The sequence below is a fragment of the Akkermansia massiliensis genome, from assembly GCF_023516715.1.
Taxonomy (GTDB): Bacteria; Verrucomicrobiota; Verrucomicrobiia; order Verrucomicrobiales; family Akkermansiaceae; genus Akkermansia; species Akkermansia massiliensis.
The window spans coordinates 943897-967331 of sequence record NZ_JAMGSI010000001.1; the positions used below are offsets into that span (position 1 = coordinate 943897).

Annotated in this window: 20 protein-coding genes and 1 tRNA gene; 13 read left to right on the forward strand and 8 right to left on the reverse strand. The window is 57.3% G+C overall.

The features are described from left to right. Positions 1 to 21: 21 nt before the first annotated feature. A complete protein-coding gene (locus tag M8N44_RS04075; RefSeq protein ID WP_249853026.1) occupies positions 22 to 660 on the reverse strand; it encodes a LexA family protein in 639 nt (212 codons plus the stop codon). Positions 661 to 951: 291 nt separating this feature from the next. On the opposite strand from M8N44_RS04075, the gene M8N44_RS04080 reads away from it, so the two are divergent. The 11 genes from M8N44_RS04080 (at position 952) to M8N44_RS04130 (ending at position 8874) form a co-directional block, all read left to right on the forward strand. After that, a complete protein-coding gene (locus tag M8N44_RS04080) occupies positions 952 to 1146 on the forward strand; it encodes a hypothetical protein (protein ID WP_087393088.1) in 195 nt (64 codons plus the stop codon). A 130-nt stretch (positions 1147 to 1276) separates the two neighbouring features. Continuing rightward, positions 1277 to 1657 (forward strand): hypothetical protein, encoded by a 381-nt coding sequence (locus M8N44_RS04085; protein WP_249853027.1) that lies wholly within the window; start codon positions 1277 to 1279, stop codon positions 1655 to 1657. Next, on the forward strand, positions 1657 to 2013 hold the full coding sequence (locus tag M8N44_RS04090) for a hypothetical protein (RefSeq protein ID WP_249853028.1): 357 nt from the start codon (positions 1657 to 1659) through the stop codon (positions 2011 to 2013). Before M8N44_RS04085 ends, M8N44_RS04090 begins: the two co-directional genes overlap by 1 nt. Before the next feature lie 35 nt (positions 2014 to 2048). Continuing rightward, positions 2049 to 3074, forward strand: a complete 1026-nt coding sequence (locus M8N44_RS04095; RefSeq protein WP_249853029.1) for an ATP-binding protein — start codon at positions 2049 to 2051, stop codon at positions 3072 to 3074. Then, positions 3065 to 4234: a hypothetical protein gene (locus M8N44_RS04100; protein WP_343207010.1), complete on the forward strand. Its 1170-nt coding sequence runs from the start codon at positions 3065 to 3067 to the stop codon at positions 4232 to 4234. The genes M8N44_RS04095 and M8N44_RS04100 overlap by 10 nt, the downstream gene beginning before the upstream one ends. Positions 4235 to 4239: 5 nt before the next feature. Continuing rightward, a complete protein-coding gene (locus tag M8N44_RS04105; protein WP_102737441.1) occupies positions 4240 to 4791 on the forward strand; it encodes a hypothetical protein in 552 nt (183 codons plus the stop codon). Positions 4792 to 4800: 9 nt separating this feature from the next. Further along, a complete protein-coding gene (locus M8N44_RS04110; protein WP_249853030.1) occupies positions 4801 to 5100 on the forward strand; it encodes a hypothetical protein in 300 nt (99 codons plus the stop codon). Further along, positions 5097 to 5522: a RusA family crossover junction endodeoxyribonuclease gene (locus M8N44_RS04115; RefSeq protein ID WP_128220201.1), complete on the forward strand. Its 426-nt coding sequence runs from the start codon at positions 5097 to 5099 to the stop codon at positions 5520 to 5522. Before M8N44_RS04110 ends, M8N44_RS04115 begins: the two co-directional genes overlap by 4 nt. Positions 5523 to 6131: 609 nt before the next feature. Further along, positions 6132 to 6551: an ASCH domain-containing protein gene (locus M8N44_RS04120; RefSeq protein ID WP_249853031.1), complete on the forward strand. Its 420-nt coding sequence runs from the start codon at positions 6132 to 6134 to the stop codon at positions 6549 to 6551. 476 nt (positions 6552 to 7027) lie between these two features. Further along, positions 7028 to 7840: a DNA adenine methylase gene (locus tag M8N44_RS04125; protein WP_249853086.1), complete on the forward strand. Its 813-nt coding sequence runs from the start codon at positions 7028 to 7030 to the stop codon at positions 7838 to 7840. A gap of 11 nt (positions 7841 to 7851) precedes the next feature. Then, positions 7852 to 8874, forward strand: a complete 1023-nt coding sequence (locus M8N44_RS04130; RefSeq protein ID WP_146024320.1) for a hypothetical protein — start codon at positions 7852 to 7854, stop codon at positions 8872 to 8874. Positions 8875 to 8923: 49 nt separating this feature from the next. Here M8N44_RS04130 and M8N44_RS04135 read toward each other — a convergent pair whose 3' ends face one another. The 3 genes from M8N44_RS04135 to M8N44_RS04145 all read right to left on the reverse strand — a co-directional run bounded on the left by M8N44_RS04135 (position 8924) and on the right by M8N44_RS04145 (position 11007). Continuing rightward, a complete protein-coding gene (locus M8N44_RS04135; RefSeq protein WP_249853032.1) occupies positions 8924 to 10210 on the reverse strand; it encodes a tyrosine-type recombinase/integrase in 1287 nt (428 codons plus the stop codon). Positions 10211 to 10327: 117 nt separating this feature from the next. Continuing rightward, positions 10328 to 10402, reverse strand: a tRNA-Gln gene (locus M8N44_RS04140). Positions 10403 to 10542: 140 nt separating this feature from the next. Beyond that, entirely contained in the window at positions 10543 to 11007 is a 465-nt protein-coding gene (locus tag M8N44_RS04145) for a Panacea domain-containing protein (protein ID WP_102722329.1), read from the reverse strand. A gap of 458 nt (positions 11008 to 11465) precedes the next feature. Between M8N44_RS04145 and M8N44_RS04150 the strand changes: the two genes are divergently transcribed. Then, positions 11466 to 15962, forward strand: coding sequence for a S6 family peptidase (locus M8N44_RS04150; RefSeq protein ID WP_215709538.1), 4497 nt, complete (start codon positions 11466 to 11468; stop codon positions 15960 to 15962). A 131-nt stretch (positions 15963 to 16093) separates the two neighbouring features. Then, positions 16094 to 19591, forward strand: coding sequence for a S6 family peptidase (locus M8N44_RS04155; protein WP_102728794.1), 3498 nt, complete (start codon positions 16094 to 16096; stop codon positions 19589 to 19591). A gap of 86 nt (positions 19592 to 19677) precedes the next feature. On the opposite strand, the gene thiM is transcribed toward M8N44_RS04155, so the two are convergent. From thiM to M8N44_RS04175, 4 genes are read right to left on the reverse strand one after another with little or no spacing between them, the layout of a single operon-like run. After that, positions 19678 to 20493, reverse strand: coding sequence for a hydroxyethylthiazole kinase (gene thiM, locus M8N44_RS04160; protein ID WP_102728795.1), 816 nt, complete (start codon positions 20491 to 20493; stop codon positions 19678 to 19680). A 49-nt stretch (positions 20494 to 20542) separates the two neighbouring features. Then, a complete protein-coding gene (gene thiE / locus M8N44_RS04165; protein ID WP_102728796.1) occupies positions 20543 to 21157 on the reverse strand; it encodes a thiamine phosphate synthase in 615 nt (204 codons plus the stop codon). Between the two features lie 19 nt (positions 21158 to 21176). Next, on the reverse strand, positions 21177 to 22106 hold the full coding sequence (gene cysK, locus M8N44_RS04170; RefSeq protein WP_102728797.1) for a cysteine synthase A: 930 nt from the start codon (positions 22104 to 22106) through the stop codon (positions 21177 to 21179). Positions 22107 to 22142: 36 nt separating this feature from the next. Further along, a complete protein-coding gene (locus M8N44_RS04175; protein WP_102728798.1) occupies positions 22143 to 23429 on the reverse strand; it encodes an O-acetylhomoserine aminocarboxypropyltransferase/cysteine synthase family protein in 1287 nt (428 codons plus the stop codon). Positions 23430 to 23435: the final 6 nt, after the last annotated feature.

A 23435-nucleotide genomic window follows, 5' to 3' on the forward strand; every position in this document is an offset into this window, starting at 1 on the left:
AAATAGTGATGGACGCGTTGATTATACTTTCTCCCACCTGTCCAGGGTTTCTACGTATAGAGCGGAGATTTTTCCGCCGTCCATCGGTTCGATGTCTCCGAAGGCAGGGTTGATGGGATGGAGGGTATATTCCATTTTACCGGTTTCCGGGTTTTTCCTGCGGACCAGTTTTTTGAGCGTCACGCCGCGTTCATCATGGTATTGAACAATGGTTCCGGGTTTGGGGATGGGGGGGATGGTGTATTTTTTCATGATGACTACGGAGCCGTCCGGAATGGAAGGTTCCATAGAGTGGCCGTTCACGCGCAGCAGGTATTCTCCTTTTTCCAGTTCACGGTATAGCCGGATGTCCTGCGGGATGGTGTCTCCATCCGCCAGGTTGCCGGCGGCAATGTTGCCGATGATTCGTCCCTGAGCCTCCAAGGGAGGGGCTGTAAACGTTTCTACAGGGGTAAATTTCTTACGAGCGGCTTCTTTTTCTTTGGCGGCGTTTTGAAGAGCTATATCCGCAAAATCTTTGAGCGCGTTACGGAAGGCGCTGTTGATAAACTCCATAAATGTTTGCTGGGTGGCAGTCATGGCTGCGCTTATCACCTCCCATTCCTCGTCCGTGAAATCAATTTCCACTTGGGGTGGAATAGGGGAAATCTTCTCGGTCATGAGACGCTGAATGATGAGGAGGGCTTTTGAGGGGACTTCTCGTGATACGCTTAGCCAGTTGTTTAGCGTTCTTTTGTCAACCCCACATTGTTCTGCGAGCCATTCGCGGGATTTTCCAGAGGCCTTAAGCCATTTTTTAATGTCTTCCTTGGTCAGCGTCATGCGTTGATAATACATCGTTTTGATGATTTGTCAATAATCGCTTACGAAATAAAATCATCATATAGTGATTTTATTTCTTGCGGACGATAACCATTCGGTGTATTTATAAATCATCAAACGTAACACGCCATGTACTCAATCATCAAATTCAGCGAAATGGAGGACGGCATCAAGAATTGCCTGCTGGCCTATGCCGAGCAAGGCATCCGGCCCAAAGAAGTGATGAAGTCTCTTCTTATCCGAGAAGCTCAAAGGCTTGGGTTTGTAATAACCACAGCCCGCGATCTCCCTCGCCCAAAGAACCCCAAGAAGCCCGCAGCCTAATGGAAGAAGCCCTGATTGACGAATTTATCCGACTCGGTTGGCACGAACTTTAATCTGCTCTGTGACAATGAATCCATATGTGACATTGCAACGGCTACGGCGGCCAATCCTTCATGGGCCCTATATGGGGATGGAGGAAACCATTACCAACACGGACTGCAACATGCCGTTCCTGTGCTATTTTTGCGGGCGGGAACCCGGCAGGGGCGCTTACTGGTCCATTATCGAAGACCACAAAGGGAATGCGTATTGCTGCCGTTGCCTGTGCGCTTCCTGTGCCCGTGAACACATCAATGGTATTCCGGGCAGGGCAGGGAAGAGCCCCTATCAGTCCCTTGATCCCCGGAAGGAACTTCGCCTCCTGCAAGCCCGCAAGAATAGAGCCCGGGCACGCCGGAACCAGGCCGTGGCGCATCTGCTCTTTTGGCTGGTAATCGCTTTTGCCTGTGTGGCTGTGGCGGCCTTCATCGTCTGCGCCTCTTACACAATAACAAAAATCGTCTTAGGATAATGGACGCCAATGATCAACGTTTGATAGAAGGATTGTTTGCCCGCATTGACCGCCTGGTTGCGATCATGGAGGGGAAATATTGCCCTGAAACAAGCGGTGAAACCTGGCTGCGTGCGGAAGAGCTTCTCAAACTGCCCCAGTTCCGGCATCGCAAGGGCCGCGTATGGCTCTATGAACTGGCGAAGACGTCACCGGATATCATGAAAAAGGACTGTCTGCCGCATCAAAAGCGGGGCGCCACCCTCTGGTGCGTGGAACGTATTTCCAAGACCATGAAAGAGAATACCGCAAAAATCTTTTCCAACACCCCCTTCCAACTACCAGAAAGCAAAAAGGCCGGGGCCAGCAGGAACTGACGCCCGACCTGAATACAATCAAACAAGGAAATAATATGAGCCTATTACAAAACATCAAGCGCGGAGTGCAGCAGCGGCCGCAGCGTGTCATCATCTACGGGCCGGAAGGCGTGGGAAAATCCACGCTGGCGGCCGGGCTGCCCGCCCCCCTCTTTCTGGACACGGAAGAAGGAACCCAGCACATGAATGTGGACCGCATCCAGGTAGACCACTACGGCGCCATGCTGGAAGCCCTGCAGGACATTTACAAGGAAGCCCGGAACGGAAACCTCCCTTACAAAACGCTCGTCATCGACACGGGAGACCGTCTGTGGGACATGTGCGCCCGCCAGGTCATCAGGGACTACAACGCCTCCCCCAAAGACGGAAAAATCTCCTCCATTGAAAGCATCGGCTATGGAAAAGGGTACGCCCAGGCCAGCGAAATGTTCGTCAACCTGCTTTCCGTCTTTGACAACTGCCGGAGCGCGGGGCTGCACATCGCCGTCATCTGCCACTGCCGAGTGGAAACGGTGAACCCTCCGGAAGGGGAAGCCTACACCATGTACACCATCAAAATCAACGCTCCGGCCAAACAGGCCATCACCGCCAAGGAAAAACTCAAGGAATGGGGGGACGCTATCCTGTTCTGCAACTACGTGACCACCTTCACGGACGGAGGCAAGGCCAAAGGCGGGGAACTCCGGGCCGTCTACACGGAACACCGGGCCACCTGGGAAGCCAAAAACCGACACGGGATGCCCGCGGTCATGGCGATGGACGCCGGGGAAATCTCCCGCCTGCTGTTTGGAGCGGGCTGCGGACCTTCCGGGAACGCTCTGGCCGGCGAAAAGCAGGTGCCGCCTCCGGCCGCATCCGCGGGAGATCGTCAGGCGGATGCCCTGGCCGCGGTGATTGACCACGCAAAAGACGCCCTCGCCTTCATGATCAGCCGCGGAATCATTACTGCCGGACAAGGGCTGGAAGAAGTCCCGGCGGAATATGCCGCCCGGATTTTGAAAACTCCCGCCCGGTTCAATAACTCCGTAAAAGAATTCATGGAAGGAGGGGCGTGCCGATGAACCCCGTCACCTGCATCAACGTCGCCCGCGAAACCGGGCATGCCGTCCTCTCCCTGGACGGAGCGGAATACGCCGTCAGCCTGGACGACCTGCAAAAAATCCTCGCTGACATTGCCGGGCCCCGTCCGGCCCCGGCCACGGAACTATTGAGGCCGTCCCTGCTCCCCAAGCTGGCGCAATGCCCCTGCTATGTCTCCTCCCCTGACGCGGGGGAAGCGGCCCGGCGGGGAACCCGCATGGACGACGCCTTCCGGTCCCTGCTCATGGGCGTGGACGAATTCAGGGCGTGTGAACACCTGAAAGCCGATGAAAAAGAATCCATCCTCTGGGCGGTGAAAACGGTCCGGACGCTTTGCTCCGGGGAAGAAGTCATTGCCGACAAAAACCGCTGCGCCTTCCCGCAATGGCACCCCCGCGTGACAGGCGGGGAAGCGGACTGCCTCTGCCCCGCGCTCGGCAAACTCTTCGACCTCAAAAGCGGCCAAATCCGCAACTACTGGGAACAGCAGGCCTCTTACGCGAAATCCTTCATGGAACGGGAATTCCTGGATGAAATCACCTGCCACCTCCTCTACTGCGACCAGCAGCAAATCGTCACCCGGAAATTCACCTACCGGGAAGCCATCTCCATCGTCAACGGCGTGGTGGACGCCGTTGACCGCGGCGGCGGGCCGCGCCTCTGCGACTACTGCGGCTGGTGCGCCTCGCAGGACACCTGCCCGCTGCGGAACCGGGCGGCGCAGGAAATGCTGACCCTGGCGGAAGCCGGAACTCTGGAAGAAAGCTTCGCCGAAATCGCGGAAAACCCATCCAGGCTGGCGGAATTCGTCACCAAGGCGGCTGTGCTGGAAAGTTACGTCAAAAAGGGAAAAGAAAAAATCCTCGACTACCTCAACAACGGCACGGAAGTCCCCGGATTCAGGCGCGTCTCCCGGAAAGGCGCGGACACCGTCGCTCCGGAAGACGTCGCCAAATACGCCACCTGGATTGGCGTGCCGAAACTCCTGAAATCCTATGGCCCGCTCAAGGCGGACGTCTTCCGCGCCCTGTTCGCGGAAGCATTGCCGGAACAACAATTCCCGGAAGAACTGGTCAGGACGGGGGCCGGCTCCTCCTACGTTAAAAAAATCTCCGTCTCCAAAACCGCAACCACCAAATAACCATTATGTTCAGTTACATATCAGAAGGCGAGCCCAGCGAATACGGATTTCTCCCCGCGGGCGTCTACGAAGGAAAAATCGTCAAAATGGAAGAAGGAATCTCCCAGGGCGCCAAAACGCGGGGATGCCCGCAGCTGGCCGTCCACATCAGAGCCTTCGGCCCTGAAGGGGCGGCGACGGTCCGTTACTACCTGACCAACTCGAAAGACCTGGCCTGGAAAATCGACCTGTTCGTCAAAAACGTCACCGGGAACGTCTACCAACCCGGCCAGCAGGTCATCATCAACCCGGCGGAATACCTCGGCAAACCCTGCTACGTCCGGCTCAGCGTCAGACAGGGAGACAAGCCCAGGGCGGACGGGACTTATCCCGAATTCAGCAACTGCGAAGACGTGCTGGGGCCGGACGAAGCCCGGGCCATCATGGCGGCTCAGGACAGGGCAGCGGCGGGGCGCGGCGGAGCGTCCCTGCCTCCGCGCCCGGCGGACCTGCCAGCCAACAACCACATGAGCGCCACGGCGGGACCGCCGGCGGAAGAAGACGAAATCCCCTTCTAATCAACAGCCATGAGCGCACGAACGGAACACGAAAAAGAAACCATCCTGGAAGCCGTCCGCATGGCCTTTGATGAATTCGACGACTACGAAGACATCAGGCGCCAGGCGGCGGAAGACGAATCCGACTTCTGCCTCTCCATCAGCGTCAAAATCCCTGACGGGGAACAGAAAGTCTGTGTGAAAGTATCAGGCTCTATCAAGAAAACAGCTGTGGCGAATGCCTGGTTTGAGGACGACGGCCAGCTGAAACTGGACTTCGACGCCGAATCCCAGGCCCGGGAAATAGAAAGGAACTCGAAAGCGTCATGAACAAGCCGATAACCATCATGCTGCCGATCGTTCCCCCGACGAAAACGCACCAGAACAAAAAAATCGTCAACATCGGGAAACACGCCAAACTGGCGGACACGAAAGAATTGAAACTGGTCATCAGCGATTACCTGACCCTGCTGAAACCTTATCAACCGGCCCGGCCCCTGACGGGGCCGGTCTCCCTGAAACTGGCTTTCGTCTGGCCCTACCGCAAAAGCGAGCCGAAAAAAAACCGGATCGGGCTCATTCCGAAAACGACCAAACCGGACTGGGACAACCTGGCCAAAACCCTGCAGGATGTCATGACCCGGTTGAGATTTTGGGAAGATGACGCCCAGGTGTATTCCGCGTCCGTGGATAAATGGTGGGGCGAAGAACCACAAATAACAATCACTGTGCAAGAAGGATCAGAGCAATGAAACGGAACCCTCACATCATCGTTCAGCAGGTTTGCCCCATGAAGAAAACCGACGATGGGAAATATGAAGTTCAGGCCGCGATTGTGCACCACAAAGGGATTATCGCCCGCTATCGCATAAAGTGCCCCACGAAACGGCATGCCCGGTGGGCGCAGCACCTTATTTGCACGGTGAACAATGCTTCACGCCTCCGTTGTTCTGATGGACTTAAAGCCTTGATTGAGGAAGGACCCCGATGAAAACGCCTAAATGCCCTCTTTGCGGCACACCTTTGAAAGCCATACGAGGATATGATGTCCATGGGATAACAACCGATTGGGTTGCTGGTTGCTACAACTGCTTCTTCCAGAGTTCCCATTTTTGGAAAACCAAGAAAGCGTGCATTGAAGATATGGATAGGCTTGTTTCTTTGTTTCCTCCCATCATGAGGGTCTGGCCGGGGGACAAGTTGCAAGTAGAGGATGGAAGCATTTGTGAAGTGATAAACGTTAATAAAAATCTAGCAATGATGGACGTAAGGAGAGGTGAAGGAAGACCGGTATTCACGATTGCAGATACTCATGTCATTAGATGGCCTTGGGAACTCGAACAGGAGGGAGGGACGGAGCAATGATTAACATCCTCCTATCCGTCAGGCGGCCTTTCTCCGAGAAAATTTTGTCCGGGGAAAAGAGATGGGAGTTGCGGAAAAACGTACCGCGCTTAAAAAAAGGCGACTCCGTAACGCTGTGGCTCTACGAGTCCGGGAAAGACGGAAAACGGGCCATCATCGGCAAGTGCCGGATGGTTTCCTATGTGTACATGCGCCACATGCCATTCGGGAAAGCTCTTGGATTATTCATCAAAGATGCTTGCGTCTCTAAAACTCGCCTGCGGACCTATCTCCCCTGCTACGCCTGGGGAGTCCAGGACCCCGTGAGGCTCCCCGCCGCCGTGCCCCTGTCTGATATTGGACTGACCCGGCCGCCGCAGAGCTGGCAGTATATCACGAACGAGCAAGCGGCGATACTGGAAAGGAGGCTCGCATGAAGACCTGTATTAACTGTATCTATAGGGACCAAAAGGATGGATGTTGCTGGGGAGCGACATCCATCCTGTATTCGGAAGAGGTGGATGAAACTACAAAAGCTTGTGAAGATTTTGAACCAGAAGAGGAGGCCGAAGATGAAGAAAACGCCTGAACAGAAAGCGTTTCGCGAGTACGGAAAAGCATTAGGGAGGCTGGAAGAATTCAGGAGGAATCACCAGGACCAATTCTGTGTTCAAAGTCAAATAATGCGCCATTTTTGGAGGGAAGCCCATGTGTGTTGCGGTCAAAAAGAAATCACAAACAAGCACGTCAAACTGATCCGTGACGCGTGGCAGAAGCGGGCCGCGTGCAAGGCGTGGAATCCACCGGACGGACGGGATTGCCCTAACTGTTTTTACAGTAGCAACCGTCGCTGCAAGCTGCCTTGTTCGCAGTGCTGGGGACACTGTCTATGGGAGCCGAGAAAGGAGGGGAAATGAACACTAGAGCACCACGGAAAAGGGCTCTGGCCCGGTATATCGGAGGGAAAAACAGAATTGCCCCCTGGATTATCAGCTTTTTCCCTCCCCATAAAATCTACGTTGAACCGTTCGGAGGTTCCGGGGCTGTGTTGCTTAATAAACAGCCCGCCTGGATGGAGATCTACAACGACCTTTATGACCGAGTGGTTAATTTCTTTGAGGTCTTGCGGGACCCGGAAAAATCCGCCCGGCTGGCCAGTCTGCTGGAATTGACACCCTACGCTCAAACGGCCTATGCCCGGTCTTTTGAAATCGCGGAAGATCCAGTCGAAGATGCTCTCCGCTTTGCCGTCAACTCCATGATGTCCTACGGCGGGGGAATCTATAAACCAGGTTTCAAGCGCGACGGCATATTAAGAACTACGCCTTACCCGAAAACGTGGCGGGAATATCCGGACGTTGTGAGGGAGTGCGCAGCCGAACTCCGGAACCGGAATATTGAGATCAACAACATGGACGCTCTGCAGGTTATGTCCCGGTACGATACACCGGATACGCTGCACTACGTGGATCCGCCCTATGTGCAGTCCACTCGCGGCAACCGTGTGAGGTACGTGCATGAGTACGACCAGCAAGACCATGAGCGGCTTCTTGTCTTTCTCAAGACGCTGAAAGGCAAGGTTATCTTGTCAGGTTATGATTCCGAGCTTTATGACCGGCATCTGGACGGCTGGCGGAAGGAGTGCAAAGTTGCTCACGACACGCAGGGCGGCAAGAAAATCGAATGCCTGTGGCTTAACTACAACCCCCAACTGACGCTTTTTTGATTATGGAATACATGAACGTACCAACAGCCTTGTTTTCCAGCCCTGAATTCATCGGGGCTGAACCAATCCAGCGCGCCACATGGATTGCCCTGCTGGCTTGGTGCTGCACCCAGGAAAACGGCGGCGTTATTGAGGGCTGCCGGACCTGGGGCATGCGCCGCTGGATGCAAACCTGCGGTGTGATGGACAAGGAAGTCATGGACGGTGGGGAACTATACCACTTCGACGGCGACGACCTTGTTGTTTTTGGCTACCCGGGAGGCGTGCAAAAGCTGCTTGAGCGTAAGCGAGTTATTGCACGCGAAAACGGAAAGCTTGGTGGAAGGCCCAAAACCAACGTAGGAACCGACATTGAAACCGAAGAGAAACCTACGTCGGTTAATTCAGAAACCAACGTAGGAACCAATGTAGGGGCCAACGTCCAAAACCGGAAGAAAGAAAGAAAGGAAGAAAGGAATATAGGGGGAGAAACTACTACGGTGAACAGTACACCGTGGGGAGAATCGCCCGCCGCTCCTGTACTGCCTGCCGTCCCTTTCCCGGATCGGGAACGATTGAACGATGTCCGGGGGATGCGCTGCGCCGACAATCACGCGGACCTGGGGGCTTCCCCTGGAGCTGCACGGTTCATGGCTGCCACCCTTGAAATCAACCCGTCCTGGGGTCGGACGATACCAACCGCCATTGAGACGGCAGCCGCGCTTGAGGCGTACCGTTCCGCACAGGGCCGGGTTACTCCGCGGGATATGGAAATGCTGCGGGCCTACTACGCTTCCGGGCTGACAGAGGACCGGAACAAGAAGGCTTTTTGGAGGCCAGACAGCAGGCGCAAGTTCTGGGAGTGTTTCGGGGACGTTTTGACACACGCGGACCGCTGGGCCAAAGAGACGCGCTGGAAGTCCGCAGCCGCTCGCAAGAAGCCACAGCCGGAGCAAGCCCCGCAGCAGCCGGAAGGGCCCGTCGTGGACACCGACACCGCCGCGGCTGAAATCCGGGGTTTGATGAAAGAAATAGGGTTAGGAGGGGAAGCATGAAACAGTCAGAACTGAAATTGATGTCCCTCAAGCACAGGTGCGTGAGGGTTCACAGGTCCGGAAGCTTTTCAAGGGCCTGTGTAAACTCCTTAGCTCCAAAGTCGATATACCCCTCATGGACTTCCCGGGAGTCGTGCCCCACAATAGCTTGCACAAGGGCAGGGGGAACACCGGCATCATGTAACATGGTTGTTGCCGTATAGCGGAGGCTGTGAAAGGACAGATCATTGACGTGGCGCCGGGTTTCCGTGCCGTTCCCTTCCTGCTTTTTATATTTCTTCCCCGCGGCTAAAGGGTCTTTGGTGATAAGGCCGCACTGATACAGGATGCGTCCAAAGATATTTGACAGACGGCCAGAGCCCTTGCTTTCAAAAATGTCCGCGCATTCCGGATGCAGGAATTCCCCTGGGGCTTCTTTCCTCCGCTGCTGCAGATGCTTTTTCAGTGCCGGGAAAATCGGAATCATCAGGGGCTTTCCCTTTTTTTGCGTTGTCATCCGGATAACGCCGCGTTTTCCGTCAACCTGGGACCATCGGAGCGTTGCCACGTCTCCCAATCTTTGACCCCCCGTGTAGAGGCACGTTTTCACCATGGAGCGCCATTCCAGATTGCACGCGGCCATTACCTTTTCAAGCTCTTCTAGTTCAAATTTCCGGCGTTTGATGACCTTCCCCTTGTGCGGCTTGGCAATCGCCGTGAAGGGGTTTGTCTCGATGATCTTGTAGTCAACTGCTGCCTGGAATGCCGCGGAAACCAGAGTAAGGGCAATATTGGCGGTAGACGGAGAGACGCGGGACAGGAGATGATTTTTGAAATCATCCAGCATTAAGGGAGTGATGCGGTCCAGGGGTAGATTGATACGTTCCCCCATGGAGGCGCGGAACTTGTCAAAGGCTTGTTTGTAGTTGGCTATGGATGCGGGTTTGAGCCCATTGCGTATAATGCGCTTCATGTGATCATCAAGCCAGGATTTAACAGAGGGCATCTCAATAGACTCTCCGGTTAACTCCGTAGACAAGGCAGAGATGGATCGCCGCAGTTGATAGGCTGGCAGGTTTGCCCGTGCAGTTGATTCAAGGGCGTCTGCCAAGCGTTGCGCCTTAGTCATAGCCTGTTCCTTTGTCAGTACGTTCAGCGCCTTTCCTACGGCCTCCGCGGCCTCTTTTACTTCCCTTGTTACTGTGGCAGGGGTATGTTCGATCTTGGTTGACAGCCTGACCAGCTTCCAGCCTGTGGCGGTTCGTACACGGTATTGTGCGTACCAGTACGGACTGTTCGGCTTTTTATAGATGGATGCCATGGATTTAGTGGTATCAATAGTGTGCTCTTTTTTCAAGTTGTAACATCATGTTTTAGGATGTTCTCCTTCTTTCTGAAATCGCACAAGACCTTTATTTAAAGGGATATAAATACAAAAAGACCGCCTCCAAAGAGACGGCCTTTTTGTTAAATCTGGTAGCCCTATGAGGACTCGAACCCCAAAATACGGAACCAGAATCCGCTGTGTTACCGATTACACTATAGGGCTATGTAACGGGCACCTTTGCGGTGCGGGCGAATTAAAGCGGAACCGGTTGTTCTTTGCAAGTTTTTTTTCACTCAAATGTGTGTTTTGAATAGAAAAAATGAATGCGGAGAAAAAAGGGCGGTCCAGCTTTTCTCCCGGGGTCATTCAGCCAGGGTTTGGAAGTAGGCTTTCACGTGTTCCCGGGCAATTTGCTGGTATTCCGCTTCTCCGTGCCTGCCCTGCGCCTGCTGCCAGGGGGAGGCCGGCGCTGTGTTGATGCGGCCAAGCTGCTGGGCCGTGTATTTGCCATAGACGTTCCAGATGTGTTCCAGAAAAGGGATGATGTCCGTTTCCTCTTCCAGGGGGGGCTGGCGGCGGCTGGGGTGTTCAATGATGGAGCAGGGCGGCTGGTCCTTGTATTCGTGATGAATGGAGGGGAGCACCGGCCCGCAGGTCCATGCTTCCGCCCGTTCGTTGATCAGGAAATCGCCGTGATGGTGCAGGTGCCACCAGTCCGCCAGAATGACCAGGTGGTTCAGTTTGACGGGCGTGAGAGGAAGGTTTTTTGCATTCGCCTGCTGAATGAACCAGTTGCAGAGCTTTTGCGTGGTAGTATGGTTTGCCATGCTGAAATGGGTTGCCCTTCATTATAAAAGGCCGGGGATATTTCACAATACTAAACAGGTTTCATTCTTGCGCGGTATGGAGAAGAGATGAGGCGGAGTGCCGGAAAAGGCGAACTTTCAGGTAAATTTATTTGAAGCAAGGAAAAAGAAGAAATAATTTGTGTCATGCAAAGCTTGGTATTCGCGCCAGTTCTTGTTGTGGGGGGAATGTAAAGTCGTTTGTTGAAAACAAATGGTGTTTTCAAACTCTAACAAAATGAAGAATAATTAAAATTATTGGGAATGAAATAAAGTTCCAGATTCCTGGAGCGTCCTTTAAAAAACATTTTGAATAGCAGTACTTTTTATGATTTGAATTATTTTAACCTAAAGCTCGTTCTGCCATGAATTTACATTATTTCTATCATTCCGGCTTGTTGGGGGCGGCCTGTCTCCTCTCTCCCGTTTATGGGGGATTGATGTCTGATTCCTTCGACGTTCAGACTTACCGTGATTTTGCGGAAAACCGGGGCATCTTTGGAATCAATGCCAAAGACGTCGCCATTTACGACAAGGAAGGCAATTACGTGGGCTCCATCCCCAAAATGATGAATTTTGACGGATTGGCGGACGCCCATGCCGGGGAAGCCGCTTTGGTAGGCGGCCCGGGTTTCATCGCCACCGTGTCCCATGATTACAATAACCAGACCATTACGTTTACCAAGCGTTTTGGAGCCACGGAAGGAACGCCGTTTTATGACGCCTACCGGAGCGTGGTAATCAAGAATGCCTGGGGCGACCAGACGAATTACACGTATGACTACCGCGTGCAGCGGTTGAGCAAGATCGTGACGGAAGCGGAATACGCCCCCTACCTGACGGATCCGGAATACCTGGACAACATGAAGGGACGGCTGGTTCTGCGTGCCGGGTCCGGAACCCAGGCTATTGCCACGGGGAACGGTAAACAGGACACGGTCAGCGGAGGTTATTCCTATTTGACCGGGGGAACCCTGGTTTTTGAGGGACAGGCCAGCGTTCCGGGAACAGGAGAGCCGGACCCTGAGAATGCCAAGACCTATCCGGCCTACCGTTTCTGGTACAATTTCAAGAAACCTTCGGAATCCAATCCCCTGCCTTCCGGCATATTGGCAGGGGACAGCGGAAGTCCCAGCTATGTATTTAATGAGAAGTCCGGCAGATGGGAATGGGTGGGGGCCGGTCAATCCCAGGGCGGTAGCGGCTACGGCGAGTTCAGCCAGATGCGCTCTGGCAACCAGTGGGCCAGCGATTACGTGGACAGTTTCAACCGCACCGTCAGCGTGTCGGAAGGGGGTGGGGATCTTCTGTGGAATGTGACGGATGGCGACGGAAACGGAACCTTCGTTCAGGGAGATATCAGTACGGATTACACCGGGCTGGCCTCCGGCCTGCGAGGAGATACCTCCACACAGGGAACGCGGGCCTCGGACACGCAGATAGGCGTGTGCAGCAATCTTATTTTTGACGGCTCCGGCGGCACCATTGTTCTCCAGGGCTCGGTGGATACGGGGGCGGGTTCCCTCACGTTCAACCGGGATTACGTATTGAGCGACGGAGGAAATGCCTCCTACCGTCTGAATACGGCGGGTTTCGTTGTGAACAAGGGGGCAACCGTGACGACGCTGCTGACCGGAACCTCCGGGGACGAGTGGCGGAAGATCGGGGAAGGTGATTTGATCGTCAGCGGCCACGGGAACAATGCGGCGGACATCAACGTGGGAGGAAGCGGGATGCTGATTCTGGACCGGGACGGCTACGCGGCGCACAACGTGAAGCTGAACGGCGGCGGAGTAATGGTGCGCCTGGCGGGGGAAAACCAAGTATCCGGGGAGTTCATCTTCGGCCACCGCGGGGGTGTGGTGGACATGTATGGGCACAATTTGACGCTGAACGCCATCACTCACCTGGATTCCGGAGCCGTTTTTGCCAATTACCTTGGCAATTCCACCGTAACGCTTACGTTCACGGGCTCCGGGGAACAGACGTTCCTGGGGGCTTTGCGGGACGGGGAGGCCGCTTCCCGTGGACTGATGAATGTGGTGTACGCACCCGGCACGGCGGAAGGGTCCGTCTGGAATCTGGCCGGCCATATTCTCAATACCGGAACGTGGACGGTGCAGGGAGGAGAGGTGAAGGTGGCCGGAGTGTATACCCTGCACGCGGGCGGCTATGTGGATGAGAACGACTGGCAGATGGCCTCCTTTTCCACCGGAACAGTGCAGGTGAACAGCGGCGCCCGGTTTACCACTGGCGGCCATTCCCTGGTAGTTTCCGCCGTGCAGGTGGATGACGGTGGCACGTATGGCGTGCTGGCCGGGGGAGACCACAGCGGAAACGTTGTGTTGTCCGGTGCCGCGTCGATGCTGCGTGCGGAAGTGGATTCCGGGTCCGCGACGGAGTCCGGCGTGATTTCCGGAGCCGGTTCCCTCGTGAAAACCGGGGAAGGAACCCTGCTTCTGAAAAACGGGAACAACAGTTTTTCCGGAACTGCCACGGTTGAAGAAGGCCTGGTGCGCGCCTCTTCCGCCGGGGCTCTCGGGCAGGCTGTCTGGTCGCTGGATGCCGCCGGAGCCCTGGCTGTGGAAGGCGCTGGTTTTTCCGCTATTGCCGGAAAGCTGGACCAGGCGTCTTCCGGAACGTTCGTGCTGCTGGAAGACCAGGCGGCGATTTCCGGCCTGAACGGCTTCAGAAACTTGTCCGTCGGCGCATTGGGAGAGGTGAATTTGGGAACACGGGGAACGACCGGCCTGCTTTCCGGCTGGACCGCGGATGGGGGCTGGTCCCTGGGCGGAGGCGGCGGAACGCTGACGGTGAACTTGAAGCTCAGCGGCTCCGGCACCCTGTCTATCGGCAACGGTTCCAATACCGGAACCGTAGTGCTTGCCAACGCGCACAATAGTGATTCGGAGGGTGGAGCTGCTTTCTCCGGAGTTATTGAACTGAATGGGGGAGTGAACCTCACCTACGCGGACGTGCGCTCCCTCGGGGTGCAGAACAAGAATGTGCTCGTCAAGTACGGAACATCCTTTGCCCTTGGGTCGGAAGCGGATGCCGCCCTGGCGCATGTTTCCAATGCTTCCGAAGGCGTTCTGCTCCTGTCGGGAACCCGTACGGCGGATTTGAATCTGGGCGGCATGGGACTGAATTCCGTGTGCATCGGGGCTGACGGACAGGCTGTTTTGTCCGGGGCCGTGACAGCCGGAACGCAGGGATATTTGTTCGGCGGAAACGGGATGCTGACCGTAGCCAGTTCGCTTGGCGGCAATTATTCCCTGACGGTGGATACCCAGGGCATGGGCACTGGCGGAGGAGTTATTCTGGCGGCTGACAATACGTATTCCGGTGAAACGCGCATCCTCTCCGGAGCCTCCCTGATGGTAGGGAACGGAGGAACCTCCGGCAGCCTGGGAACGGGAGCCGTTGCCAATGAAGGAACCCTGGCATTCAACAGGACGGACAGCGTGACGGCGGCGAATGCCATTTCCGGTACGGGCAGCCTGATCCAGAAAGGGAGTGGTGAGCTGGCGCTGACGGGGAACAATTCCTACAGCGGAACCACCACCATTGCGGCGGGAACGCTCACCATAGGGAATGGCGGTACAAGCGGTTCCCTGGGCGCCGGTGCAGTCGTCAACAACGGCGTGCTCGCCTTCAACAGGTCTGATTCGGTTGCCCTGAACACGAATGTGTCCGGAACAGGCTCGCTCGTGAAGAACGGTTCCGGCACGCTCACCATCCAGAAGATGCTTTCCTATACCGGAGGAACCACCGTGAATAAGGGCGTCCTTGTGGTGGGCTACGGAGGCGCCAACGGCATGATTCGCGGGAACCTGGCCATCCGGGAGGGAGCGCAGGTGACATTGAAGGGCGGTGACAGCTTCGGTTATTCCGGAGGGAACGCCTCCGTCAAGAACGTGAACATCAATGGAGGAACTCTGTATTTTGGAGACAACAAGAACCAGACGTTCCAGAATACGGTGTTCAACCTGACCGGAGGCGTTGTGGACGGCATAACGGGCGGTCGCATGGATATCTGGACGAATGCCGTCGTTAATGTGAAATCCGCAAACAGGGCATCTGAAATCAAGCGCGTCAACGTGCAGCTCAGGGATGCCAATCCTACGGTATTCATGGTGGACCGTGGAACCGCAGACGTGGATTTGAAAATATCCGCGAACATCGTGAACTCTTCCGGAGTTAAGGGGTCCTTCATCAAGAAAGGCGCCGGGATCATGGTGCTTTCCGGAAAGAATACCTATTCCGGTGGCACTACGGTCAACTGGGGGACGCTGGTGGCGGCCTCCAGCCAGGCTCTTGGAACCGGAGCGGCCTCCGTCAATTCCGGCGCGCGTTTGGCGCTGGGCGGCCTTGGCACGGATATTTCTTTCGTTGCCCTAGGGAATGACATCCTGGTGAAGAATGGCGGCATTCTGTCCGGTTCCGCCACCCTGTCCGGGAATACGACGCTCCAGTCCGGCTCCGTCTTTGAACTGACCTTGTCCATGGGCGGTTCCGCCGGGAATGAACTGGCGTACAACAGCCTGATGCTCCAGTCCGGTGTTTTCCAGATTGACGCGGGAGCCAAGCTGAAGCTGGCGGCGGTGTCTCTGGATTATTCCTCCGACTTCTGGGGGACCTCCCATATCCTGAACCTGATAGAAGGCGGCGCGAACGCCAGTTTGAAGGGGGCGTTTACGCTGGACCTGTCCGGAGCCGGAAATTATGGCTCCTATGGGTCCTGGTCCCTCCAGGGCGATGAGGATTCCAAAACCGTGAACATGGTCTGGACTCCCAATGCCGAGGCCGTTTTGGACCATTCGGAAACTGCGGCGTTGCTCGCGGCTCCGTCTCCTGCGCCGGTTCCGGAACCTTCCTCCGCGCTGCTGGTGCTGGCAGGCCTGGGGACGTGTATTTTCCGCCGCCGTGTGCGGTGAGCCTGATGAAGAACCCCGCCGCACTTCCCGAAGCCCTGCCGGATGTTCGTGAAAACGGTCTGGACTGGAAGATGGGAAGTGCGGCAGACTTGCCTGTTCCTTGTTTAATCATAACTTAATTTCAATTTCTTATGAATGTTCATCATTATTCCGGGCTGCTGGGGGCGGCCTGCCTCCTCACTCCCGCCTATGGCGGGTTGATGTCTGACTCGTTTGATGTTCAGACCTACCGTGATTTCGCGGAAAACCGGGGCATTTTTGATGTGAATGCCAAAGACGTCGCCATCTACGACAAGAATGGCAATTACGTGGGGACTATCCCCAAAATGATGAATTTTGACGGCGTGGCGGATGCCCATATCGGGGAGGCCGCGCTGGTGGGCGGTCCCGGCTTCATCGCCACCGTATCACATGATTATTATAACCATTTCGTTTCCTTTACGGTTCGTTTCGGTGCCAAGCAAGGAACTCCTTTTTACGATTCCTACCGTAGCGTTACGAGAAAGGATGCATGGGGTGATAAGTCCGATTTGACATACGACTACCGTGTGCAGCGATTGAGCAAGATCGTGACGGAGGCGGAATACGCACCTTACCTGACTGACCCGGAATACCTGGACAACATGAAAGGGAGGCTGGTCATGAGAGCTGGTTCCGGAGTTCAGGCTGTCGCCACAGGAAACGGCAAACAGGAAAAGATTGATGCCTCTTATGGCTATTTGACCGGAGGAACCCTTGTTTTTGAGGGGCAGGCCAGCGCTCCGGGAACAGGAGAGCCGGACCCGGAAAATGCCAAGACCTATCCGGCTTACCGGTTCTGGTACAATTTCAAGAAGCCTTCGGAGTCCAATCCATTGCCTTCCGGTGGATTGTCAGGGGATAGTGGAAGCCCGTGCTATGTGTACAATGAGAATTCCGGCAAGTGGGAGTGGGTAGGTGCGGCACAGTCTGCCAGTGGAAGCGGGTATGGACAGTTTACCCAGATGCGTTCCGGCAACCAGTGGGCCAGCGATTACGTGGACAGCTTCAACCGTACCATAAGCGTTGCGGCGAGCGGTGACGTACTGTGGAACGTGACGGATACGGACGGCAACGGGACCTTTGTGCAGGGAGGCGTGACTACGGATTACACCGGATTGGCGGCCGGATTACGCGGGGACACCTCCACGAAAGGTACACAAGCTACAAATGAGCAGTTGAACGCCTGCAATAATCTGATTTTTGACGGCTCCGGCGGCACAATCGTGCTCCAGGGGTCCGTGGATACCGGAGCGGGCTCCCTCACCTTCAACCGCGATTACGTGCTGAGCGACGGGGGCGATTCTTCCCGCCGCCTGAATACGGCGGGCTTTGTGGTGAACAAGGGAGCTCCGGTCACCACCTTGCTGACCGGAGCCTCCGGAGACGAGTGGAGGAAGATTGGGGAAGGCGATTTGATCGTCAGCGGCCACGGGAACAATGCGGCGGACATCAACGTGGGTGGCGGCGGAAATCTGATTCTGGACAGGGACGGCTACGCGGCCCGTAACGTGAAGCTGAACGGGGGCGGAGTAATGGTGCGCCTTGCCGGGGAAAACCAAGTGTCCGGGGAGTTCATCTTCGGCCACCGCGGGGGCGTGGTGGACATGTACGGGCATAATTTGACGCTGAATGCCATCACGCATCTGGATTCCGGAGCCTGCTTCGGCAATTTCCGTGCGAATACCGCCGTGACATTCACGTTTACGGGGCACGGGGCGCAGGACTATCTTGGAGGCTTCATGGACGGAGGGGCCTTGAAGGACGGCCAGCTTCATGTGGTGTACGCGCCCGGCACGGGAGAAGGTTCCGTCTGGAACCTGTCCGGGCATATTTTCAATACCGGGACGTGGACGGTGCAGGGAGGTGAGGTGAAGGTAGCCGGGGTGCATGCCCTGCACGCGGGCGGCTATGTGGATGAGAACGACTGGGAGACGGCCCTCTTTGCCACCGGAACGGTGAATGTGGAGAGCGGTGCGCGGTTCACGGCGGGAGGCCATGCGGAAGTTGGCTCTTCCGTGAACGTGGCGGACGGAGGGACATATGCCATTCTTTCCGGCGGCAGTCACAGCGGGAACGTGGCTCTATCCGGTTCCGGGGCCGTCATGAGGGCGGAAGTAGACTCCGGTTCCGCGACGGAATCCGGCGTTATTTCAGGAACCGGCTCTCTTGTGAAAACCGGAGAAGGAACGCTGGTGCTGACCGGGGCCAATTCCTATTCCGGCGGTACCGTCATTGATGCGGGGACGCTCGCCGTGGGTGACGGGGAAAAAGACGGTTCCCTGGGTACGGGAACGATTGTCAACAATGGAACCCTCGCTTTCAATTCGCTCCACGCCAGCTCCGTTAATTTGCAAATATCCGGGACGGGCCGCCTCGTGAAAAACGGTTCCGGAATGCTCGCCGTGCAGAAACACCAGGCTTATACCGGAGGAACTACGGTCAATGAAGGAACGCTGATGCTTATTTCAGGAGGTGAGGAAGGTATTATCCGCGGAGGGCTGGTTATCAACCGGGGCGCAACGGTTTCCCTGCGCGGGGTGGACTGTTTCGGCAATTCGGGAAATGAGGCCTGCGTCAGCCATGTGGAAATTAACGGAGGAACCCTGTTCCAGAATGATACCAGGAACCAGACCTTCCGGAACATGACCGTCACCCTGGCAGGAGGGACGCTGGACGGCGTGGCGAAGGGAAGCATGGAGGTCTGGACGGATACCGTTTTCCAGGTAAGGGCGGCGGACAGGGCCTCGGAAATCAGGACGGTTAATGTCAAGCTGAGGGGAAGCAGTCCTGCTGTCTTTGCGGTGGAGCGCGGCACGGCGGAGGCGGATTTAAAAGTATCAGCCAACATCGTCAATTACTCCGGAGCAAAGGGCTCCGTTGCCAAGACAGGAGAGGGGATCATGGTTTTATCCGGAAAGAATACCTATTCCGGCGGAACGTCCGTCAATGGGGGAACGCTGGCAGCGGCCTCCAACCAGGCTCTCGGGACGGGGATGGCGACGGTCAATTCCGGCGCGCATCTGGCGCTGGGCGGCCTTGGCACGGATATTTCTTCCGTTGCCCTAGGGAATGACATCCTGGTGAAGAATGGCGGCATTCTGTCCGGTTCCGCCACCCTGTCCGGGAATACGACGCTCCAGTCCGGCTCCGTCTTTGAACTGACCTTGTCCATGGGCGGCTCCGCCGGGAATGAACTGGCGTACAATAGCCTGATGCTCCAGTCCGGCGTCTTCCAGATTGACGCGGGGGCCAAGCTGAAGCTGGCGGCGTTGAGCCTCGACTATTCCACCGACTTCTGGGGAACCTCCCACATCCTGAACTTCATTGAGGGGGGAGCGAACGCGACCCTGACGGGTAATTTCACGCTGGATGCGTCTTCCGCCGGAGATTACGCGGCGTACGGCCAGTGGAGCCTCCAGAAGAACGAGGATTCCAAGGAAGTGAGCATGGTGTGGACGCCGAATGCGGCTCCGGAAGCTTCTTCAGCCATGGCATCGGCGTTTACGGCTACGGCGCCTGCTCCTGTTCCTGAACCGTCCTCCTGCATGCTGCTGATGGCTGCCCTGGGAGCGGTGTTCCTGCGCCGTTCCGTTCCGGGGAACGAATAAAAAAGGCCTGTAAATTCAACGCGCCGCATTCCGGAGGGAGTGCGGCGCGCTGCTTTTCCGCGGTTCCGGGAAGGATACGGGATGCTTTAAAGAGGAAGAATGCGCGCTCTCCGCGCTACTTCTTCCGGAGAAAGGGAGTACAGGCTGTCCAGCAGGGAGACGGCAAAAGAGCCCGGAGCGGGACTCTGTTCAAAGGCCATTTCCCCCGCGATGCCCATCAATACGGCCGTAGAGACGGCCGCTTGCAAGGGGGAGGAGGAGACGGCGGCGCAGGCGGCGGCCAGCGCGCCCATGGAACAGCCCACGCCCGTGACGCGGGACATCATGGCATGGCCGTTTTCCGTGGCAATGACTTGGCGGCCGTCCGTGGAATAGTCCGTGCGGCCCGTGACGAGGACAGCCGCCCCCGTATGCAGGGCCAGTTCCCTGGCCGCCTGCAGGGCGTCTGCGCTGGAGCTGGTGCTTTCCGGTCCCTTCGTGACGGAGGAGTACCCGGCCAGAGCCATGATTTCAGAGGCGTTCCCGCGGATGATGCGGGGCCGCCTTTCCTTCAACTGCTCCGCCAGCCGCGTGCGCAGGGAAAGAGCTCCCACGGCCACCGGGTCCAGAACCCAGGGGATGCCAAGCCGGTTGGCTTCCTGCACCGCCGTCTGCATGACGGCTCCCTGTTCGCGCGTCACGGTGCCCAGGTTGACCAGCAGGGCGCCTGCTCCGCCGCGGAGCATTTCCACCGCTTCCTCCGCATCGTTAAGCATGGCGGGAACGGCTCCTGCGGCCAGCAGCAGGTTGGCCGTCAAGGGCTGGACGACGGAGTTGGTCAGGGAGAGAACCAGCGGGGCCGCCTCCCGGATTTTTTCCAGATCGGCGGAGACGGCATGGACGAGGTCGGTTGATGAAGGCATGGCGTTTGAAGGAATACTCAGTGTCCGGTTGTTTCCGGAGGGAGGACGGTCAGGCCAGCGCCCGTGCGGCGGCTTCCGGGTCTTCCGCTCCGCAAATGGCGGAGACGACGGCAATGCCGGCCGCCGCTCCCGTGGCGCGCACCAGCCGGGCGCGCTCCGAGTCCAGCCCGCCGATGGCGACGACGGGCAGGGGGGACTGGGATGCCAGAGCGGTAAAGCCCTCCACGCCCAGCACGGGCGGAGCGTTCAGCTTGGAGATGGTGGGAAAGACAGGCCCCATGCCCAGGTAGTCCACCAGGGCGGCGTCCACGGCGCGGAGCTGGTCCGCGTTGGAGACGGAAAGCCCCAGAATCCTGTCCGGGCCGATCATGGCCCTGACGGCAGGAACCGGCAGGTCACGCTGGCCGATGTGGACGCCGTCCGCGTCCAGCGCCAGGGCCAGGTCAATGCGGTTGTTGACGATGAAGGGAACGCCGCGGGACGCCAGGAAGTCCCGGATGGGCAGCGCTTCCCGGTAGCAGGTGCCCGCGTCCGGATTGGTGGAGCGGTACTGCACGATGGTGACGCCGCCGTCCACCGCCCTCTGGACGGTTTCCAGAAGGCTGTGGCGGCATTTGGCCGCTTCATCAGTGACCAGGTAGAGATGGAGGCTGAATTCTTTCATGGCTGGAGGATGGGAAGGATTAGTCCGTGAACAGGGGGGTGGAGAGGTAGCGGTCCCCCGTGTCCGGCAGCAGGACCACGATGGTCTTGCCTGCGTTTTCCGGGCGCTGTGCCACCTGCGTGGCGGCCCAGAGCGCTGCGCCGGAGGAAATGCCCGTCAGCACGCCGTCCGTGCGCGCCAGCTCCTTGCCGGTGGCGAAGGCGTCTTCATTGGTGACGGTGATGACTTCGTCATACACGGAGGTATCCAGCGTTTCCGGCACGAAACCCGCGCCAATGCCCTGAATCTTGTGGGGGCCGGCGGTCCCCTGGGTCAGCACGGGGGAAGCGGACGGCTCCACGGCCACGATCCGTATTTCCGGATTGCGTGATTTGAGGTACTTGCCTACGCCCGTAATCGTGCCTCCGGTGCCGATGCCTGCTACGAAGATGTCCACCTTGCCGTCCGTGTCGTTCCAGATTTCCGGTCCGGTGGTCCGGAAATGGACTTCCGGGTTGGCCGGGTTGACGAACTGGCCGGGAATGAAGCTGTTGGGGAGTCCTGCGGCCAGTTCCTCCGCCTTGGCAATGGCTCCCTTCATGCCCAGCGCGCCGTCCGTCAGCACCAGTTCCGCGCCGTAGGCCTTCAGCAGGTTGCGGCGTTCCACGCTCATCGTTTCAGGCATGGTCAGGATGATCCTGTACCCGCGGGAGGCGGCCACCGCCGCCAGGCCGATGCCCGTGTTCCCGCTGGTGGGTTCAATGATGACGGAATCCGGCTTCAGCTCTCCGGAGGCTTCCGCGGCGTCAATCATGGCCCGGGCGATGCGGTCCTTCACGCTGCCGGCGGGGTTGAGGTATTCCAGCTTGGCCAGGATGGCGGCGTTCAGGTCGTTTTTGCGTTCGTAATTGGTCAGCTCCAGCAAAGGAGTGCCGCCGATCAGTTCTGTAATGTTTCTGTAAATTCTCATGGCTTGTAGGAAAAGAGCGTTGTAGCCGTTAAATCGTTAGAGAATGGCGCGGAAGCCCTGTTCCAGGTCTTCGAGAATGTCGTCGATATGTTCCGTGCCTATGGAAAGCCGCACCGTGGAGGGCGAGATGCCTGCCGCCTTCAGTTCCTCCTCCGTCATCTGGGAGTGGGTGGTGGAGGCCGGATGAATCACCAGGGACTTGACGTCGGCCACATTCGCGAGCAGGGAAAATAGTTCCAGGCTTTCGCAGAACTTGCGAGCTTTTTCCGTGCCACCCTTGATTTCAAAGGTGAAGATGGAGCCGCCGCCGTTCGGATAATATTTCCGGTAAAGTTCGTGGTCCGGATGGTCCGGCAGGGAGGGATGGTTCACCTTCTGCACCTGGGGATGAGCCGCCAGGTAATCCACCACGCGCAGGGCGTTCTGCACATGGCGCTCCACCCGCAGGGAAAGGGTTTCCAGCCCCTGGAGCAGCAGGAAGGAATTGAACGGGCTGATGGTGGCTCCCGTATCCCGCAGCAGGGTGGTCCGGATCTTCATGATGTAGGCCAGAGGGCCGCAGATTTCCGCCAGCACGGCGCCGTGGCAGTTCGGGTTGGGCTGGCTGATGCCGGGGAATTTATCATTCTGCGTCCAGTCGAACTTGCCGCCGTCCACAATCACGCCGCCCATCGCCGTTCCGTGGCCGCCGATGAATTTGGTGGCGGAATGCACCACCACGTCCGCGCCGTGCTCCAGAGGGCGGAACAGAAAGGGGGAGGCGAAGGTATTGTCCACAATGAGCGGAATTCCGTGGGCGTGCGCCACCTCCGCCAGCGCGTCTATGTCCGCAACGTTGCAGTTCGGGTTGTCCAGGCTTTCCACGTACAGGGCCTTCGTATTTTCCCGGATGGCCTTGGCGAAATTGTCCGGATTGCTGCCGTCCACGAAGGTGGTTTCAATGCCGGATTCGGCAAATGTATGGGCAAACAGGTTGTAAGTGCCGCCGTACACGTTGGCGGCGGAAACGATGTGGTCCCCGGCGCGCGCAATATTCTGGACGGCATAGGCGATGGCCGCCGCTCCGGTGGCTACCGCCAGGGCGCCCGCTCCCCCTTCCAGGGCGGCGATGCGCTTTTCGAAAACGTCTGCCGTGGGGTTCATCAGGCGGTTGTAGATGTTGCCCGGCTCCGCCAGGGCGAAACGGGCGGCCGCCTGGTCGGAGTCCTTGAAGACATAGGAAGTGGTGGCGTAAATCGGCACGGCGCGGGCATCCGTGGCCGGGTCCGGATTTTCCTGGCCCACGTGGATCTGGCGCGTTTCAAAACGATGGTTCTTATTCATATTTTT